The sequence below is a fragment of the Chromatiales bacterium genome, assembly GCA_014323925.1.
Classification (GTDB): Bacteria; Pseudomonadota; Gammaproteobacteria; order Poriferisulfidales; family Oxydemutatoraceae; genus SP5GCR1.
Genome location: JACONC010000008.1, coordinates 1 through 19,130, shown reverse-complemented (window position 1 = coordinate 19,130; position 19,130 = coordinate 1). Strand labels below are relative to the sequence as shown.

Annotated in this window: 21 protein-coding genes, 2 tRNA genes and 1 pseudogene; 2 read left to right on the top strand and 22 right to left on the bottom strand. The window is 44.2% G+C overall.

Annotation, left to right across the window (positions count from 1 at the left end):
* Positions 1-521 precede the first annotated feature (521 nt).
* From GDA45_04690 to ccmA, 9 genes and pseudogenes are all read right to left on the bottom strand, one after another.
* Positions 522-1,271 (bottom strand): annotated as a pseudogene (locus GDA45_04690) (hypothetical protein).
* Positions 1,272-1,639: 368 nt separating this feature from the next.
* Entirely contained in the window at positions 1,640-2,899 is a 1,260-nt protein-coding gene (locus tag GDA45_04685) for a hypothetical protein (GenBank protein MBC6414212.1), read from the bottom strand.
* Positions 2,900-2,915: 16 nt separating this feature from the next.
* On the bottom strand, positions 2,916-3,935 hold the full coding sequence (locus GDA45_04680) for a hypothetical protein (GenBank protein ID MBC6414211.1): 1,020 nt from the start codon (positions 3,933-3,935) through the stop codon (positions 2,916-2,918).
* 21 nt (positions 3,936-3,956) lie between these two features.
* Positions 3,957-5,891, bottom strand: a complete 1,935-nt coding sequence (locus GDA45_04675; GenBank protein MBC6414210.1) for a heme lyase CcmF/NrfE family subunit — start codon at positions 5,889-5,891, stop codon at positions 3,957-3,959.
* Positions 5,888-6,316, bottom strand: a complete 429-nt coding sequence (gene ccmE / locus GDA45_04670; GenBank protein ID MBC6414209.1) for a cytochrome c maturation protein CcmE — start codon at positions 6,314-6,316, stop codon at positions 5,888-5,890. Before ccmE ends, GDA45_04675 begins: the two co-directional genes overlap by 4 nt.
* Positions 6,313-6,465 (bottom strand): heme exporter protein CcmD, encoded by a 153-nt coding sequence (gene ccmD / locus GDA45_04665; protein ID MBC6414208.1) that lies wholly within the window; start codon positions 6,463-6,465, stop codon positions 6,313-6,315. Before ccmD ends, ccmE begins: the two co-directional genes overlap by 4 nt.
* A gap of 1 nt (position 6,466) precedes the next feature.
* On the bottom strand, positions 6,467-7,207 hold the full coding sequence (locus tag GDA45_04660; GenBank protein ID MBC6414207.1) for a heme ABC transporter permease: 741 nt from the start codon (positions 7,205-7,207) through the stop codon (positions 6,467-6,469).
* A gap of 7 nt (positions 7,208-7,214) precedes the next feature.
* Positions 7,215-7,889: a heme exporter protein CcmB gene (gene ccmB, locus GDA45_04655; protein MBC6414206.1), complete on the bottom strand. Its 675-nt coding sequence runs from the start codon at positions 7,887-7,889 to the stop codon at positions 7,215-7,217.
* Complete coding sequence (ccmA, locus tag GDA45_04650; GenBank protein ID MBC6414205.1) at positions 7,876-8,511, bottom strand: heme ABC exporter ATP-binding protein CcmA; 636 nt, start codon at positions 8,509-8,511, stop codon at positions 7,876-7,878. Before ccmA ends, ccmB begins: the two co-directional genes overlap by 14 nt.
* 114 nt (positions 8,512-8,625) lie before the next feature.
* Between ccmA and GDA45_04645 the strand changes: the two genes are divergently transcribed.
* Positions 8,626-9,174 carry a NapC/NirT family cytochrome c gene (locus GDA45_04645; protein MBC6414204.1) on the top strand — a complete coding sequence of 183 codons (549 nt, stop codon included), beginning with the start codon at positions 8,626-8,628 and terminating at the stop codon, positions 9,172-9,174.
* A gap of 56 nt (positions 9,175-9,230) precedes the next feature.
* On the opposite strand, the gene GDA45_04640 is transcribed toward GDA45_04645, so the two are convergent.
* The 4 genes from GDA45_04640 to GDA45_04625 all read right to left on the bottom strand — a co-directional run bounded on the left by GDA45_04640 (position 9,231) and on the right by GDA45_04625 (position 10,499).
* Positions 9,231-9,752 carry a methylated-DNA--[protein]-cysteine S-methyltransferase gene (locus GDA45_04640; GenBank protein ID MBC6414203.1) on the bottom strand — a complete coding sequence of 174 codons (522 nt, stop codon included), beginning with the start codon at positions 9,750-9,752 and terminating at the stop codon, positions 9,231-9,233.
* 26 nt (positions 9,753-9,778) lie between these two features.
* Positions 9,779-9,855, bottom strand: a tRNA-Pro gene (locus GDA45_04635).
* 4 nt (positions 9,856-9,859) lie between these two features.
* Complete coding sequence (locus GDA45_04630) at positions 9,860-10,219, bottom strand: MerR family transcriptional regulator (GenBank protein ID MBC6414202.1); 360 nt, start codon at positions 10,217-10,219, stop codon at positions 9,860-9,862.
* Positions 10,203-10,499 carry an integration host factor subunit alpha gene (locus tag GDA45_04625; protein MBC6414201.1) on the bottom strand — a complete coding sequence of 99 codons (297 nt, stop codon included), beginning with the start codon at positions 10,497-10,499 and terminating at the stop codon, positions 10,203-10,205. Before GDA45_04625 ends, GDA45_04630 begins: the two co-directional genes overlap by 17 nt.
* An 87-nt stretch (positions 10,500-10,586) precedes the next feature.
* Here GDA45_04625 and GDA45_04620 point away from each other — a divergent pair, with 87 nt between their 5' ends.
* Positions 10,587-11,204 carry a nitroreductase family protein gene (locus GDA45_04620; GenBank protein MBC6414200.1) on the top strand — a complete coding sequence of 206 codons (618 nt, stop codon included), beginning with the start codon at positions 10,587-10,589 and terminating at the stop codon, positions 11,202-11,204.
* Positions 11,205-11,218: 14 nt separating this feature from the next.
* On the opposite strand, the gene pheT is transcribed toward GDA45_04620, so the two are convergent.
* The 9 genes from pheT to GDA45_04575 all read right to left on the bottom strand — a co-directional run.
* Complete coding sequence (gene pheT / locus GDA45_04615; protein MBC6414199.1) at positions 11,219-13,591, bottom strand: phenylalanine--tRNA ligase subunit beta; 2,373 nt, start codon at positions 13,589-13,591, stop codon at positions 11,219-11,221.
* A 4-nt stretch (positions 13,592-13,595) separates the two neighbouring features.
* Positions 13,596-14,591 (bottom strand): phenylalanine--tRNA ligase subunit alpha, encoded by a 996-nt coding sequence (gene pheS, locus GDA45_04610; protein MBC6414198.1) that lies wholly within the window; start codon positions 14,589-14,591, stop codon positions 13,596-13,598.
* Between the two features lie 33 nt (positions 14,592-14,624).
* Positions 14,625-14,984, bottom strand: coding sequence for a 50S ribosomal protein L20 (gene rplT / locus GDA45_04605; protein MBC6414197.1), 360 nt, complete (start codon positions 14,982-14,984; stop codon positions 14,625-14,627).
* A gap of 12 nt (positions 14,985-14,996) precedes the next feature.
* A complete protein-coding gene (gene rpmI / locus GDA45_04600; GenBank protein ID MBC6414196.1) occupies positions 14,997-15,194 on the bottom strand; it encodes a 50S ribosomal protein L35 in 198 nt (65 codons plus the stop codon).
* Between the two features lie 27 nt (positions 15,195-15,221).
* Positions 15,222-15,737 (bottom strand): translation initiation factor IF-3, encoded by a 516-nt coding sequence (gene infC / locus GDA45_04595; protein MBC6414195.1) that lies wholly within the window; start codon positions 15,735-15,737, stop codon positions 15,222-15,224.
* Between the two features lie 21 nt (positions 15,738-15,758).
* Positions 15,759-17,666 carry a threonine--tRNA ligase gene (thrS, locus tag GDA45_04590; protein MBC6414194.1) on the bottom strand — a complete coding sequence of 636 codons (1,908 nt, stop codon included), beginning with the start codon at positions 17,664-17,666 and terminating at the stop codon, positions 15,759-15,761.
* A gap of 30 nt (positions 17,667-17,696) precedes the next feature.
* Positions 17,697-17,773 (bottom strand) — tRNA-Val (locus tag GDA45_04585).
* Between the two features lie 308 nt (positions 17,774-18,081).
* Positions 18,082-18,276, bottom strand: coding sequence for a cadherin-like beta sandwich domain-containing protein (locus GDA45_04580; protein ID MBC6414193.1), 195 nt, complete (start codon positions 18,274-18,276; stop codon positions 18,082-18,084).
* A partial coding sequence (locus GDA45_04575; protein MBC6414192.1) for a cadherin-like beta sandwich domain-containing protein occupies positions 18,225-19,130 on the bottom strand: 906 nt, incomplete at its 5' end. The genes GDA45_04575 and GDA45_04580, both read right to left, overlap by 52 nt.

Here is a 19,130-nt window from a genome sequence, read left to right as displayed (position 1 = left end):
CTATCATCAATCACCACTTCATAATCAAATCTCTGGGAATTAAAATTAGGATTCAATTGAAGGCCGTTGAACACGGTGAGACTATCCAGAAAGACTGGGGGAAATTGATCACGCAATATACTACCGCAGCTAGGTTGCCCGGCGCGACCGCAGGCTGGGGTGCTGGAATCGGATCCTACGGCATATTTCAGTGCTGGGGATTGTGTTGCATTACCAAAATCCCAGTTTGTCGTGCTCCAGGCACTGTATATACCAGTTGCGCCAGTAGGCGACTGCAGTGCCCCAGTGGATAGACGCTGACTGCCGCCTCTAAGTTCACCAGCAATATTAACGCCGACTAATCCGCCGGAGGAGGTTCTCCCAGTTACACTACCTGTTGCATAGCTGGCCCTAATGGTGCCACTATTGTTGCCGACTAAGGCGCCTATATCTCGGTTCCCTTGCGCATTACCAGTCGCATAGCTGTTCTCAATGGTACCTTCATTGAAACCGGCTAATCCGCCTATAAATTCAATTATCCCACTCACATTACCGGTCGCATAGCTGTTCGTGATACTGCCCCTATTGTTGCCGACTAATCCGCCTATTCTTTGAGCGTTTCCTCCTACATCAACTGTCACATAACTGTTCGTAATACTACCATTATTGATGCCGGCTAAACCGCCTACATCACTACCTCGTGATGGCATACTACCGGTTGCATAGCTGTTCGTGATACTACCCCCATTGTTGCCGACTAAACTGCCCACCATACTCTGTGCTCTAATATTTACATTTAATAGACCAAAATTAGTGATTCTAGAATTGTTAGCTGTCGCACTGAATAAACCTCTATCATTACCAAAGTCTGCATTTATCATTAAGTTAGATATCGTATGTCCATTACCTTCAAATACCGCATTGAAGGTGCCTATTGATGGCCATCCTTGACCTGTCGACCATACCCTCCGACTAAAGTTAAAGCGGCTGTCATAACTGCGCGCATCTGCAAAGTCTAAACTGCGAACCAACTCGTAGCCACGACAGCCACCTTGTTGAGGACAACCTGCCATTGTAATAGCCCCACCGCTAGCTGCTCTATAGCCAGTACCATCCAACTGATGGCGTATCGCATTCACTCCCTCTAAGCTACACAGCTCTATTAGACCATCATTGTCTTTGTCTATGTCCGTAGCGGCTGACACACCGTCGTTATCAGTATCTGGTATGTTCTGGGTGCAAGCGGGTAACGAAGGTTGCGCAACCGCCGGTTGCCATAACACGGCAAGCATCAAAGTCAGTAGTAAAAAGGTACTAAAAAAGTTCAAACTTCTTTTAGTTTCTAGTCTATTATGCTCCTGTTGCACTATATAGTAAGTATCTATCAGATTTAATGTATAGCTATCAGCATATTATATAGTATATAGAACTTGATTGTACTGTACGATGCCACGCCATCTGGGATAGGTTAGGTGCATCTTGAACCTTTTGACCCCAATTATTGTGGTTCACTTAACGCCGAAATGAGTGCTTAACAGAGAAGTATAAAATATGCATAAAATGAGTTGACTTTTAATAAGGCATCATTTGGGACTCAGTCGAACCGGTGACCTTCTGTTATTTCCATATTGATATTTACATAAAAGATCGTTTTCTAATTCTAGTGAATAACTTTATCTTCGAGTATTCTTTTAATATATTGCATATTACCGTCTCTTTTTTTACCGTATAGAAAATTCGTCGTCAAAATATCACTTAATACATAATCATAGATGGCCATTAATCGATGCCGCCAAGGTATACTGTATGATTGATTTGTATACAAGATATCCGGTCTACCGCGTCTGTAAATTATTTGAATATGGGCATACTTTAAGATGTTTTTCTCTACGGCATAGAGCATTGCATTATCGACTTGTTCCCTGTTTTTGCACGAAACCAGAGCTTTTAATTCTGGAAAATTAAAATATTGATAGACGGTATAATCTTTTCTTAGAAAATCGAAATAATTTAAGTCTGCGGTATCCGACATAACATAGATTATTGATTTTTTAGGAAGTGCTTGCTCAACCATACGCTTAATATTAGATTTAGAAGCTGCATATTTAATGGTGGGCTTATAGTACATATCATTTTTTCTCATGTGCAGACAGGCATAGTAGATCGGGTGTTGTTGAGAAAATCTTATTCGGTAATTATTCAATATTTCCGTTGTCGCTGCTTGATAATAAAAAGCATAACGATTTTTCACTCTCTGCAGACTGGTGCCGATAGATTTTAGAACGATATCCACTAACTGTTCAACCTCAGATGAAGGATATAAAAGCACCGTTAATAAATCACGAGCAGCAGGCGTATAAGCGTATTTATAAGCATTCGTTCGTCGTACTATGACCTGATATTGATTATTTTGTTCTTTGCTGATAGGACGATTCGTTTCTGCAATGAGTACTTGATTATTGATCTCAGTAAATGTATTGGGAGGAAGATCTGTCACTAATCTATCGCTCTTAATAACAAGTTCCGGTTGATTAGTATACGCTTTCAAGTCAAAGTCTTTTTCGTCGATATAGCGAAACAACTCAGTTATTTCGACAATACCTCCATCATCTTCTAATTTATATACTCTGGTTTTCGCTAAATTAAGATAACTTTTAAAGTTTATTTTTTTTAGAGCATACTCAGGCAAGTAGTGCATATTTTCATTTTCAACTTTATCATTCTTGATCAGATCAGCCTTAAATTTTTCATCGTATGCATAGTTATGAATTGATGATATGGCGAATTTTCGTAGAACAAGAATCCTATTTAAGTAGATTGCTTCGCTAATAGCACACCTGAGTGTAGATAGTTTATGCTCCAATCCGGCAGGTTGAACATTAATAGTATCAAATATTAAATATTTATCTCTGGCATCCATAGTCAGCTATCAAAAATTAACTACTCAGTAGAGAGTCTTTGAATAAGGATTTGTACCAAGCCATAAATTTGTATTTTAAGGGGATCTTAATAGAACAATTAGTGTAGGTTATAGGAAATCCGCTCAGAGCTTGATAAGGAGCCATTTTGGCATCGGCATAGCATAGAATATTTTTTTCTACTGAGTAGAGCATTGCATTATTAACCACTCTGCCATTTTCGCCGGAAATGAGCGCTTTGAGTTCTGAGAAATCATGGTAATAATATGTTCTAAATTTTCCGACAGGTTGCAAACCGTCCAAATCAATTTCAGTTCGGCCAGCCAATATAACATAAAGTGCCAGCTTTTTTTTGGGCATCCACATACGAAGATACTTAAAGTTATTTTTTATTTGGCTAGCAGATGACGCATATATTTGAGCGGGTGTGGTTGCCTGCTTACCGTCTGCTACATATAGGCAGCCATAGGAAAAGGCACACGATGAACGCCGTCCGTGTACTGGGTAATCCATGTGTTGTTCCATGGTTAATTTCTTCTTAATGCTTCCCACGCTGGTATTCATAGCTTTGAGCACAATATTAGTTAGGCGTTCTACTTCAGTTGAAGGAGTAAAACGGACTAGTATGTCAGGATAATTGTCAACATATCCCTGAAAAGTTATTTGCCTTACTATCACTTGGTATCGATCGTTCTGTTCTGCGCTAATAGTTTGGTCGCTTTCTATCATTAGCACTTCTTTATTGGGATATCCTTTTAAGTCAAAATCCGTTGCCTCGATATAACGGAAAGGTTCCTCAATCGCTAAGATATCACCATTTTCTATACGACATATAAAAGTTTTACTCAAATCTACGAATTGACTGTAGCATGCATTCTCAAGCGTGTGCCCTAGGTTGCCAGCTGCTTCTATAGTAAAGGAATCCAAAATAAGCGTCCTATCTAGATACACTGCTTCTCTGATAGCAGGTCTTAGTATATTGAGCGCGTGCTCTATATCTTTAACAGAATTTGTTATAGAAAGTAATAAATATTTCACTCAATACCCATGTTGTTTATATCATGGCCTACGGTAACGTCGATCGCTCATTGACCACAACCCGCCGACTGCCATCAGCAGTGCACCTATCCAAATCCAGCGTATAAAGGGTTTATAGTAAACCCGCACGCCAAAACGTTCTCCTACCGGCTCAGCCAATGACACATAGAGATCGCGCAGCAAGGTTGCGTCTATTGCAGCCTCAGTCATCGGATTTTTCTGTACTCGATAGACGCGTTTTTGCGGATAGAGCGTTGCCACTTGCTGATCATTCTTATAAACATCGAGCTTGCCTTCCAGTGCCATATAGTTCACACCTTCTTTATCACGCACTCCGTTGAATACGAAGTGGTATCCTGCAAGGTATAGTGCTTCCCCTTCAGCGAGCAATGCATTTTTCTCTTCGCTATAAGCACCGCTGAAGGTGACACCCAAGACAAATATCCCCATCCCTATATGCGCTATATTCATCCCATAAAAAGAAGCGGGCAATGTGCGTAGCCGATTCCAACGGGTTGATTCTAGGAAGGACAGCTTACCCGATTCTAATAATGTACTCAGCATGGCAACGATAATCCATACCCCGGCAATGATGCCTATTAAAGCGGGTAGTGAAAAATCACCGCCGACTACAAACAGTAAAGCAACGCCAATGACGAGGGCCAAGCCGATTATGCCGCGCGTCGCTTGCCATAATCGGCTAAGGCTAGCCTGCTGCCACTGCATTTTCGGTCCCAGACCAGCTAGAAAAACCAACGGCAAAGTCAGTGGTACGAAAACCGCGGAAAAATAAGGTGCGCCGACCGATATTTTATCCAGCCCTAATACATCCATCGCCAACGGATAGAGCGTAGCAATCAAGATACAAGTCATTGCCACCACCAGCAAGACATTATTAATGAGCAACATGTGTTCGCGAGAGACCAATGCAAACATACCACCGCTTTTAATCTGCGGTGTGCGCACGATATAAAGTAGTAGCGCACTGCCTATCACCACCGCGAGAAACGCCAATATATAAACACCGCGTTCGGGGTCATTTGCGAAAGCGTGCACCGACACCAAAACGCCGGAGCGTACTAAAAAAGTACCCAGTAGACTTAACGAAAACGCAGAAATTGCAAGCAGCAGTGTCCAACTACGAAATGCATTGCGTTTCTCAGTCACCGCTAGCGAATGAATGAGTGCGGTGCCTACCAACCACGGCATAAAAGAGGCATTTTCAACTGGATCCCAAAACCACCAGCCACCCCATCCGAGTTCGTGATATGCCCACCAGCTGCCCAGGGTGATACCGATGGTTAAGAACACCCAAGCAGCTAACACCCACGGCCGTGACCAGCGCGCCCAAGCAGCGTCGAATTTACCACCCAGCAAGACAGCAATGGCAAAAGCAAAAGCAACCGAAAAGCCCACATAGCCCATGTAGAGCATCGGCGGATGAATGACTAAACCGGGATCCTGCAATAGTGGATTGAGATCTCTGCCGTCGGCCGGCGATGGAAATAATCGTTCAAAGGGATTAGAGGTTGCAAGTGTAAACAGCAAAAAACCAGTGATGATCAAACCCATGACACCTAACACCCTAACCGAGAAAGTATCCGGAAGTTTACGACTCAATAACGCCACCGCGAATATCCACACTCCCAGTATGAACACCCAGAGTAGCAAAGAACCTTCGTGCCCACCCCACACTGCCGATAACTTATAGTAAATCGGTAAACTGGTGTTGGAATGCCCGGCGACATATAGCACTGAGAAGTCGTCCGTCGCAAACGCATAACTCAATGCCAGATAAGACAGCAATAGCAATATAAATAGTGCACAACTGGCTGGGCGCGCAACTGCCATCAGTGTAGTATTCTGTAGATGTGCACCCGACAATGCTGTAACACCCAGCAATAGCGAAGTGCTCAGCGCCAGTACTAATAAAAAGTGTCCTAGTTCAACAATCACTGCTTCATGGGTATAGGCATATTAAGCGCTTCGGCAACATCCGGCGGCATATAATTCTCGTCGTGTTTAGCCAACACTGTATCGGCGACGAAAAAACCCTCGCCGTTCATACGACCAGTGGCTATCACGCCTTGTCCTTCACCAAATAAATCAGGCAAAATATCGCGATAAACCACCTTCACAGTTGCTTTATAGTCGGTGAGCGAAAAATAAACCGCTTCATCATGATAAACACTACCCTCGACGACCATTCCACCTAAATTAAACGCTCGTCCGTCGGGCGGTGCGTGTTCAGCCAGTTGGCTAGGTGTATAAAAATAGAGCAGATTTTCCTCTAATGCATATAGCACCAATACCGTTGCCACAGCAAAGCCGGTCAGCAAAATGCCAACAAAAGCTAGACGTTGTTTCTGTCTGCCTGTCATCTATGCCTCACCGCTGGTTTGAGTGCATCCATGCTACGCTTATGACGATAATACGGCGATATCGCACACCACAATAATATCAACAAACAGATTGCATACGAGGGCCAAACAAACCATGCGTAACCGCCCATTAAAAACCATTCCATCATTTTATTTCTCTGCTAAACCTTCATACTGCTTAAACCAGTATTGCTGTTGACAAGTCTCAACAATCGCTGCACGCACACGCGCGAATAATACAGTTATAAAGTATAACTTAAAAACCACTGCCATATAAAGTAACGGCAGTAATATTGTGCTATGGGCGGACGGCGCATCCAGTTTAGTAATCGTCGGGCCTTGATGCAGGGTATTCCACCAAATAACCGAATAATGAATAATCGGAATATTAACAATGCCGACTATTGCAAGTACTGCAGTCGCTCGCACTGATTTTCTAGGGTCAGTGATAGCACTACCCAGCACGATAATACCTAGGTACAAAAATAACAATATTAATTCCGAGGTCAGGCGCGCATCCCACACCCAAAAAGCACCCCACATGGGCTTACCCCAGAGCATTCCAGTTAGCAGAGTGATTGCGGTAAACGCTGCACCGATCACTGCACATTCTTTATGTATCAACTCAGCAAGCTTCACTCTCCAGACCAATAAAATTAGCCCGCAGGAAGCCATTACGATATAAACGAATAAAGACATCCACGCTGCCGGCACATGAATATAAATGATGCGGTATGCTTCTCCTTGCTTATAGTCGGGTGGTGCGATATACAGTCCCCAGTACAAACCGAATACGAATAAGACGGCAGTGAGCGCGTATAACCACGGCAACAAGCTATGAGTCCAACGATAAAAGAAAGGCAGTGAACCCCATCTATATAAAGTTTTCATCAGTCTCTTAATCCAATACAATCCGCAGCGCAGCGTAGACCGCTATCGGAATCAGCACTAGACTCATTATCAACATAGCACCTAAAAAGGCGAGCGGCGCATTTGTCGCTAATCCATTGGCTGCCAAGTCTATTGCATTACTACCGAATATCAGCAGCGGTACATAAAAGGGCATTATCAGCAAAGCCGACACCATGCCTCCCTGTCTCAGTGAGACGGTCAACGCGGCACCCAATGCCCCCAGGGCACTCAAGGTCGGCGTCCCTAATAATAAACCGAATATCACATTTGTCAAAGCATAAGTCGGAATACCCAACGCATAACCATAAATCGGAGCCAGCAATGTAAATAGCAATCCGGTCGTGCACCAATGTACGAAAACACGCGTCAGCACGATTGTGTAGATGTTGGAAGTGCTGAGCATTAACTGTTCCAAAACGCCGTTGTCGAAATCTTCTTTGAATACACGCTCCAACGACAACAAACCGGATAACAACGCAGCAACCCATATTGCCGCTGGCGCAAAAATGCGCAACACCGAACTTTGTGCATCGACAGCCAATGGGAAAAGACTAACAATAATAGTGAAGAATATAATCGCAATCAACCAGTCGCTGCGCACTCGCAACACCGAAAGTAAATCCCATTTAAGCAACGCAAACACGGTCTTAGAGATAATCATTTAGTCGTAAACAATGCGCATCCTGCAATGCTTGATGTTCAAACGGTTTGTGCGTCGCCACCACCGCAGTGCCACCATTACTTATGTGTTTAACTAAAAGGTCTTGGAAGCTATCGTGTCCTGGTCTATCCAAAGCACTGGTGGGTTCGTCAAGCAGCCATAGTCGAGCTTTTTCTAAGATCAGGCGACACAGCGCAACTCGTTGCTGCTGTCCGTGAGACAAAGCAGCATAAGGCCGCTGTGACAAGTCGCTGATTTTGAAATACTCCATCGCTTGGCCAAGGTTATAGCGACCATGCCGACCTGCCAAAGCACAATAAAATTCCAAATTCTCTGCAACGCTTAACCCACCTCTGAATCCGAATTTATGTCCTATATAGATAATAGAATGGTGATAGCTTAGGCGATGATAAGTAATAGGCGATCCTTGCCAACATACTCTACCAGCTAGCGGTTCGGATAAACCGCACAATACACGTAACAATGTGGTCTTGCCAGAACCGTTTTCTCCGGTCAACTTGCACCATTGCCCGGCAGACAATGCAAAACCGAGCGGCTGTTTGCCGGCACTCCCTCGTCCCAGCTGCAACTTTGTCACTTCAAATATCGCTGTGTTACCCATACTCTCTTTCGGTTAAACATGTTGCCACCATCTTCGCAATCTGAAAATTTTATTTTATTACCTTTAAAAATACAAATACGATGCTATAATTGTAAATGTTTTGCTGGCTTATCGATGAAGAACAAATTAATCATTTCAGTGGGCTTAGTGTTTGTTGCCGGAATAGTAACCACTGCCGCATTTACAACTACTCTGGAGGCAACCAACACCACTGAGTTTTGCACTTCTTGTCATTCTATGCAGTGGGTAACAGCGGAATGGAAGGAATCGGTACACTATTCAAACCTGCAAGGCATACGAGCACAGTGCCACGACTGCCATGTTCCCAAGCAATTTAACCTCAAAATGCACGCCAAGCTAATGGCGGCGAAAGATGTCTGGCACGAAATATTAGGTACCATAGATAGCGAGGAAAAATTTGAAGCACACCGCTGGACAATGGCTAATAAAGTATGGAATAGACTAGATTCTGCTTATTCAACAACCTGCCTTAGTTGCCATCAATTTGAAGCCATGGACCTTGATGAACAAGATCGGACGGCGAGTCGCAAACACACACGCGCGCATACTGAAGGTGAAAACTGCATCTCCTGCCATACTGGTGTTGCACACAAAAAACCCAAAAAACCAAAAGAACCATCATCTATAGCAGCGGGTAGATAGATAGCATCCGCCGATTGCAAAACATAACGCCATTGATGCGGTATAGCTAGCTATGCCTATAAGCCCTGCCTTTCGTGTTTTAGCAACTGAGCTTTTATGCTTAAATCTTGATTACCACCGGCACCAGTATAACCACACAACGCACCCGATTGAGCGATGACTCTGTGGCATGGAATAATAATTGGTATCGGGTTTGCAGCACATGCACCGCCAATAGCTCGCGGATGCGTGTTGAGAACTTGTGCTATTTTTTTATAGGTCGTCGTCGTGCCAATTTTAATCTCAGATAAGGCCTGCCATACCCGCTTCCTAAAAGGAGTCTGCTCGCAGTCATCGAGTGGTATCGTAAATCGATCGTGCGGTTTATCGAAATAATTCATCAACTGACTATGGGCTAGATGTTCTAATTTAGTTTTAGGATAAGACTTTATATCATACTGGCCTTTAACATACGATAGGCGACACAGACCTCGCTGTCGTGTTGCCAAAACCAAGCCACCTATGGGTGTCTCGAGATACAAAAAGTCTATTTCCGAGTTTTTCATCGCTTGTGCCCCATCACTACACTTGTGCTCCATCACTACAAAAGCTTACACTGAAAGCATGGTCGGGGCGAGAGGATTTGAACCTCCGACCACCGCAACCCCATTGCGGTGCGCTACCAGACTGCGCCACGCCCCGATCTTCACTCCATACTTTTTAATATATCCTGTAGTTCCCCTATCACCTCGTCAAGTATACGATTGTCATAGTGCACTTTGAAACTATGCTGGTACTCATCGTCATTTATTTTTCGCTTGGCGCCTTCTATCGTATACCCGTCAAGTTTGAGTAGAGTATAGATCTTTTTCACTATATACAGATCTTTTTTAGTATAAAAACGGCGCTTGCCTCGCCGCACGGGTTTTAGTTGTCTAAATACTTGTTCCCAATAACGCAATACATGCTGCTCTATTCCACACCATTCGCTGACCTCACCGATTGTGAAATAGTGTTTGTCCGGAAGCAACGCAAAATGCGATGCTTTTTTAGCTACTTCCGTCATCTGGAGCCATTCGGTCTTTGAGTTTCTGTCCAGCTCTGAATACCACAACACGACGGGCACTAATAACTGCCGGTTCTCCGGTTCTAGGATTACGACCAATGCGCTGCCGCTTGTCGTGTAGCATAAAATTTCCGAAGCCTGATATTTTGACATCGATACTTTTTTCCAAGTTACATACAATCTCTTCAAAAAGAAGCCTGACGAACTCGTTAGACTCGTGTTTATTAAAACCAAGTTTATCCACTAGATTCTTTGCTAGATCAGCTTTTGTTATCGTCATTGTAACTTGCTACCTGTTTTGCTATAATCACAGATGCTAATTATATTCACATACTATTCTAATAACAATAGACCGCAAACCACACTGATGCCTGACAAATACCCACACAGCAAACCGGAAGCCTCTACTGAGATAGATTTTAGCCAACGCAACCCGGCAAACGGTGTTGATCCGTTGTTTTATCAACGCTGGTCACCGCGCGCCTTCAACAAGAAACCTATTGACGAAGAAACTCTAAAAATTATCTTTGATGCAGCGCGATGGGCGCCTTCATGTTATAACGACCAGCCGTGGTTATTTATCACCTCAAGCGGTAACCACGATTTCGATTTCTTTCATAGCTTACTGGTTGAATTCAATCAGACCTGGGCACATCGCGCCTCTTTATTAGGTTTTATCATTGCCCGAAAACATTTTGAGCACAACGGTAAGCCGAACCAATCGGCAGTCTTTGACTGCGGAGCAGCGTGGCTGGCTATGACTTTACAAGCAAGACAACTGGGGCTATACACGCACGGTATGGGCGGCATCAAACGAGAAGAAATCTATCAAGCTTTTGATTTAGATGCTACCAAATTTGAGGTGATCTGCGGTTTTGCTCTGGGCTATCTAGACTCGCCTAATCAACTACCAGCCGACCTTGCCGAACAAGAAAAACCTTCGGCTAGAAAATCCTTAGCACAAATATGGCAGCGTGGTAAATAGCGGATAAATCGTACCTACAATCGTAGTTGCGCAGCAAATTTTCCGGTGATGCGCTCTACCAGTATCTGCATGAGTTCATCTACGGTGTCTTTTTGAAGCGTTTTTTCGCTATCTCTAAAAACAAAACCAATGCCAATATTCTTGACCGCTTCACCCAATTGCTGGTCTTCAAAAACATCAAATATAAAACGAGATTCTAGATACTTGATATGCAAACTATCGATATATTCAAGTAGCTCCGAAACGCCTATAGTCCTTGCCACTACCAAAGCCAGGTCGCGACGCACCGACGGATATGTCGAAATGGTCTGATAATGTGGCAACTGTGCATCTTCTAGCAAATCAACTTGTAGCTCAAATAAAAATACCTGCTCTGGTAATTTATACTGTGTTGCCAACGATGGGGCCAAAGCGCCCATACGCCCTACATATTTATCCGCTATATAGATATCGGCACATAGTCCAGCGTGCAATCCGCAGTGCTCGCTTGCCTTGAAGCGCAGTTGATGCTCAAAAGTATGTAGTAAATTTTCTATATCACCCTTGACATCGTAAAAATCATATCTTCTATCTTTAGCTGCCCACTGGTTTGGCATCACCGCACCGTAAACCAAGCCAGCCAATACTTTACGCTGTTCTATCTTGTTCTCGTTGAAATAAAACTCAGCACCTTGTTCAAAAATACAAACTTTATCCTGCTGTCTATTCAGATTGTATTTTAATATTTGCAATAAACCGGGCCACAAAGAAGTACGCATCACCGACATTTCAACCGAAACTGGATTAGTCAATTTTAGCATTTCAATATCGGCATCGGGAGTAAATGCAAGTAGCTGCTCGACAGAAATAAAACTATAAGTGATGACTTCAAAGTAACCGTGTGCAGTTAAGTACTCGCTCCAATGTAACAAGTTCTGCTTCACACTATCTATACTGAAATGGCTACTATGGCTAGCGATTTTCTCAGGAATGCGGTCATAGCCGTAGATTCTAGCCAGCTCTTCAATTAAGTCTTCTGCAATCATCAAATCAAAACGATAAGACGGCGGTGTACATTGCCAATTGCCAGCACCGGCTTCAACCTGACAGCCCAAATCAGTTAATGTTCTTTCTATGAAATTAGGGCTGAGCGACACACCTAAACAAGCCAATACTGTCTGCTTATTTAGAGTAATTGGTGCTCTGGTCGGCAAGTGTTCAACATCTGTTACTTCTACTGTAGGACCGGCTTCTCCACCTAAGATCTCAGTAATTAAATCGGTAGCGTATTCTATCGCCTGGTGTTGCAGATCAAAGTCTACACCGCGCTCGAAACGATGCGACGATTCAGTCTGTAGTCGATAATGTCTAGCACGCCCTAAGATAGCTTGGGGATTAAAGAAAGCACTCTCTAGAATAATATCAGTAGAGTTCTCTTTTACTGCGCTATGCTCCCCACCTATGATGCCAGCAATCGCTAACACACTTTGCGCATCTGCTATCACCAGAGTACGACTATCCAGTTTAACATTCTGCCCACCTAGAACCTTTAGTTGTTCGGTGGCATCAGCCCAGCGTATGCACAATGCACCTTTTACCGCAGTTCTATCAAAAGCGTGCATGGGCTGCCCTGATTCCAACATCACATAGTTGAGTATATCAACCACCGGATGAATCACTCGAATACCGCATCGTCTGAGTCGCTCTTTCATCCACAGCGGCGTAGTCTTGCGCAAATCTAACTGCTGTATCTGTTTAGCTAAATAAAGAGGGCAGGCGTCGGGTTGCAACAGTTGCACCTCAGGAGCGTTTTCGTGCATTGGCGGCGGCGAAAATCTCGGTAGTGGCGTAATCAGTTGCTGAAAAATCACCGAAAGCTCTCGCGCAATCCCGAGTATACTCAAACAATCCGCACGATTGGGTGTTAAATCTATATCGTAGACTAGATCGTCGAGAGACATATAATCAACGAGTGACTGTCCGAGATCCGCATTACTGTCCAACTCCAACAATCCTTCTTGCTCTTCGGCAATGCCGAGTTCGTATGCCGAGCAAAGCATTCCTTCCGAATCGTAGCCGCGTATGTTTTTCACCAAGACATCAGTGCCGTCTATATGCGCACCGGGCGGTGCATAAGCCACCAACATCTCACTCCGTACATTGCTAGCACCGCAAACAACCTGGTGTAATTGACCGTCGCCGCTATCCACTCTGCATAATTTAAGTCCAGTCGCATTGGGATGCTGGGCCACTGAGACAATCCGACCTACGACCACACCCGATAGTGGATGGCATACCTGTTCGACCGCATCCACTTCCAGACCCACCATCGTCAAATGTTCGCTCAAGTTTTCGGTGTCCAGACCTACCGGTAGCCACTGCTTCAACCATTCAAGATTACAACGCATTTTTCTATAGATAAAATTGCTTTAGGAAACGAAGATCATTTTCAAACAACAATCTCAAATCATCAATACAATAACGCAACATGGCTAGCCGTTCTATACCTAAGCCGAATGCATAGCCTCGGTATAAATCGGTATCGTAGCCGACCGCTTTGAACACTGCCGGATGCACCATCCCGCAACCCATGACTTCCAACCAATCCCGTCTTTTACCTTCTCGCCAAGCAATATCAACTTCTGCTGAGGGTTCGGTAAAAGGAAAATAGGATGGTCTAAAACGAATGGCTAGCGCTTCATCTTCAAAAAAAGTGCGCAAGAAATTTATCACCAATCCTTTTAAGTCGGCGAAACAAATATCAGCTCCGACCACCAACCCTTCTACTTGATGAAACATCGGACTATGGGTAATATCGAAATCTCGCCTATAGACCGGTCCCGGCGCAATGATGCGTATGGGTGGTTGACGCTGCTGCATCACCCTAATCTGCACGGGTGATGTATGGGTACGCAGTAAGTCGCCGTTTTTCATATAAAAAGTATCGTGCATGGCACGTGCCGGATGTGAAGGTGGAATATTCAAAGCTTCAAAATTATGAAAATCATCCTCTATCTCAGGACCTTCTGCGATATCAAAACCAAGGTTTGTGAAAAGTGTTTCGATTTGTCTCAGCGTGCGAGTTATCGGGTGCAGATTACCAACTTTAGATGTTCTGCCGGCTAATCCAACATCTATTTTTTCTTTTAGGATACGCTGTGCTATAACCCCTTCTTTCAGTGCTTGTTCGCGAGCTACCAAGGCTTTCGTAATTTCTTGCTTAGCGAGATTGGCTTGTTGTCCTATTGTCGGTCTTTGATCGGACGACAGAGTATTGAGTTCTTTGAGTTGCTGCGTTAATTTGCCTTTTTTACCTAAATAGGCAATGCGTAATTGCGCTAAGCTCTCTAGACTTTGTGCTTTTTCAATCTCGCTACACGCTTGGAGTTGCAGTTGGACAAAATCCACTATAAGAGGGTGTCATCAACGACGAAAAGTTGGCTAGGAATTCAACGCCGCTTTAGCTTTATCAACAATCCGTGCAAATGTATCGGCATCGTTAACTGCCAGTTCAGCTAACAGTTTGCGATCTATTTCTACATCCGCTTTAGAAAGCCCATTCATGAAACGGCTATACGACAAACCGAAGACTCGCGCTGCCGCGTTAATTCTGATAATCCACAGAGAACGAAATTGACGTTTGCGCTGACGACGGTCGCGATAGGCGTATTGACCGGCGCGTATCACTGCCTGCTTAGCAACGCGCAGAGTCCTGCTGCGCGCTCCGTAATAACCGCGTGCTTGTTTAAGAATCTTTTTATGCTTTGCGTGCGAGATTACACCTCTTTTAACTCTAGCCATTGTTCACTCCTATCAGGCATAAGGTAATAGCTTTCTAACTACCGCTTCGTCATGGTCGTGCACTAAGCTCGGAGCCCGTAGATTGCGTTTACGCTTACTATCTTTTTTAGTCAATATATGACGGGCGTGCGATTGCTTCTTGCGAAACCGCCCTGACGCGGTTTTGCTAAAACGTTTAGCAGCCCCTCTACATGTTTTTAATTTAGGCATTTTTCTAAAATCTAATTATGTTCTGCTTTAACTGCGTTTAGGAGCGTATACCATCACTACTTGACGACCTTCGGTTTTAGGTTGCTGTTCGACAACACCATATTCTTTCAAATCTTCCTCTATACGGTATAGCATCTGCATCCCCAGTTCACGGTGAACGAATTCTCGCCCCTTAAATCTCAAAACAACTTTTGTTTTGTCTCCATCTTGTAAAAATTTAATTAAACTGCGCAACTTAGTTTGGTAATCCATAGTCTCAGTGCTCGGCCTGAATTTAACTTCCTTTACTTGTATACGTTTTTGGTTTTTGCGTGACCGCTGTTTCTTTTTACGCTGTTCAAACTTAAACTTACCGTAATCAAGTATTCTACACACCGGCGGTTTTGCATTAGGCACCAATTCCACTAAATCCAAACTGTGTTCCGATGCATGGTTTCGCGCTTCCTTTATATCAACAACTCCTACATTGGTTCCATCGGCGGATATTAAATGCACTTTATCGCAGTCAATTTCGCCGTTGACTCTAATCTGCTTTTTTATCAAATTCTATTCCCATATTATAAATCACGCTTTACATTGTACCTTAGTTTGCAATTCACTCAACAACGCGGCGACCGGCATAGCACCTAAGTCAGCACCGTCTAGGGTTCGTACTGCGACAGAATTGTTTGCAACTTCCTTGTCGCCGATGATTATCATATAAGGTATCTTTTGCAAAGTTCCATTACGAATTTTATACCCTATTTTCTCATTTCTCAAGTCGATATCGGTACGAAATCCGTTTTTGTTGAGATGTTCGGTTACTTTTTGTGCATATTCGGCTTGGGCATCAGTGATATTCATCACTGCAATCTGCACAGGTGCAAGCCACAAAGGTAGCTTTCCAGCATAGTTTTCCAGCAATATCCCTATAAAACGCTCAAGCGATCCCAAGATCGCTCGGTGCACCATTACCGGCACTCGCTTATCTCCATTTTCCGATACATAGTTCGCACCAAGCTGTGCCGGCATAGAAAAGTCTAGTTGTATAGTGCCGCATTGCCACTTCCTATCCAAACTATCAGTCAAAGTAAACTCTATTTTAGGACCGTAAAAAGCACCCTCACCTTCTTGAACTGTATACGCTTCGCCGCGGCTATTCAGCACTTCTCTTAACGCCGCCTCCGCCTTGTCCCATAATGCGTCGTCTCCGACACGCTGTTGCGGACGGGTCGAAAAAGCGATAGCTATGTCGTCAAATCCGAAGTCGCTATACACTTGATATGTCTTTTCTATCAACATATCAATCTCTGTGCTCAGTTGCTCTTTGCGACAGAATATATGTGCGTCATCTTGAGTAAAACGACGCGCGCGCATCAAACCGTGTAATGTGCCCGACGGTTCGTTACGATGCACAACACCAAACTCGGCAATACGATAAGGTAGATCGCGATAACTGCGCAGAGTTTGATTATATATCTGTATATGCGCCGGACAATTCATAGGCTTGACAGCATAGTCGCGCTTCTCCGATTCGGTAGTGAAAATCATATCGCCGAATTTTTGCCAATGTCCAGACTGCTCCCACAAATTGCGGTCTATCAGCTGCGGCGTGTTGACTTCGTGATAGCGCTGCGCTTTGATAGTTTGGCGGATATGGTCTTCAACCAAACGATACAACAACCAACCTTTTTCGTGCCAAAACACCATGCCTGGGGATTCCTCTTGAAAATGAAATAGATCCATCTGTTTCCCCAGGCGACGATGGTCACGCTTGCTCGCTTCTTCGAGCTTAACTAAATATTCATCAAGTTGTTTTTTGTCAGCCCAAGCGGTACCGTAGATACGCTGTAACATCTCGTTGTTGTGGTCGCCGCGCCAATAGGCACCAGCCACATCCATCAGCTTAAACGCTTTCAAATAGCGAGTGTTGGGAACATGCGGGCCACGGCACATATCGATATATTCCTCGTGATGATATAGTGCGATAATCTCGCCGTTCGGTATCTGTTGCGCAATTTGTACCTTGTAGTCTTCGCCACGCTGCCTAAAAACTTCTATCGCACGCGCACGCGAAACCACTTCGCGCACTATCGTATAATTCTTTTGCGCCAACTCTTTCATGCGCTTTTCTATCAGAGTCAAATCCTCTTCCGTGAATGGGCGCTGGTAAGCGATGTCATAATAAAAGCCCTTATCTATCACCGGACCTATAGCCATTTGCGCATCGGGATACAACTGCTTCACCGCATGCCCCAACAAATGCGCACACGAATGTCGAATAATCTCAACACCCATATCATCTTTAGCGGTGATGATTTTGACATCGGCATCGCTGACGACTTCCACACAAGCATCTACGAACTTATTATTAACTTGCCCAGCTATAGTCGCTTTCAATAGACCGGGACCTATTGCCTCAGCAATCTGTAATACGCTCACTGGACTATCAAACTCTTTCTTTGAACCGTCTATTAAACTTATGGTTGGCATTTTTATATAACTGCTTTCGTTTATCTATTTTGGTAGGCGCGATTGGATTTGAACCAACGACCTCCACCATGTCAAGGTGGCACTCTAACCAACTGAGCTACGCGCCTATTACAAAAGGATACTGCCTGCCCATTTGCAAGCAAAGCTATATTATACAAAAACACCTCTATACTTGTAGATACTATATTTGAAAGTATCAAATCCTGCATCGCTTATAAAGATAATGCTTTGCTATCAACTGGTAATACAGAAAAGAAAACCGAACAAAACCAATACTGATTTAAGCAACGCTTATTCACTGGGATTAGCAAGATCACAACACCAAACTGTTGATCATTCAGCACAGGGTCAATGGTCTTGACAGTTTTGTATGATATTTTCCGGCTAAAACTCCATAGATTGAGTTCCTACAGGTTTAGCGTAGCGGTCCCTCTAGGAAGACCTTAATTCGGACACGGATACCGACAGCTGGGCGTTCCACGACCACTTCGTAGGTCTTTGTCGTATCTCTGTCTTGCGCAGTGACGATAATCGTAATCGTTGTCACGCCGCCTTCGGTTAGCTCAATGTTTCCACTCTGCTCACCGCTAACCACCGTATTATCATCCACTGTGATAGTCGCATTCGGGTGAGTCGCAGTTGAGCAAAATCCTCAGCCAGTGGAATTGGTGTGCCATTACTTTGTGTTAGCACTAAATTACTTAAACTGGCATCACTGCTTGGGTCACGAGCCACGGCTATTGCGTAGATTCTATTCGTTCTGCCGTCTTGTGCAGTGACGATAATTGTAATCGTTGCCACGCCGCCTTCGGTTAGCATAATATTGTTACTCGTAGTACCGCTAACCACCGTATTACTACCCACTTGGATAGTCGCATTCGGGTGAGTCGCAGTTGGCATTACCTGCACTTGCGCTACTGTGTTCTCTACATTTACCGTATAAGTCGTTGTTGTTGGAGCAAAATCCTCAGCCAGTGGAATTGGTGTGCCATTACTTTGTGTTAGCACTAAATTACTTAAACTGGCATCACGGCTTGGCGCACGGTCTACTGCTATCGTATAGGTTATCTCCATTTCGTCATCTTGTGCAGTGACGGCAATCGTAATCGTTGTCACTCCATCTTCGGTTAGCTCAATGTTTCCTCCATCGCTCACCATCGTGTTGCTACCCACTTGGATAGTCGCATTCGGGTGAGTCGCCGTTGGTATCACCCGCACTTGCGCCACTGTATTCTCTACACTTACCGTATAAGTGGTCGTTGTCGGAGCAAAATCCTCAGCCAGTGGAATTGGTGTGCCATTACTTTGTGTTAGCACTAAATTACTTAAGCTCGCATCACTACTCGCCGCACGGGTCACTGCTATCGTATAGGTTCTCTCCGCTTCGTCATCTTGTGCAGTGACGACAATCGCAATCGTTGTCACGCCCCCTTCGGTTAGATCAATGTTTCCTCCATCGCTCAC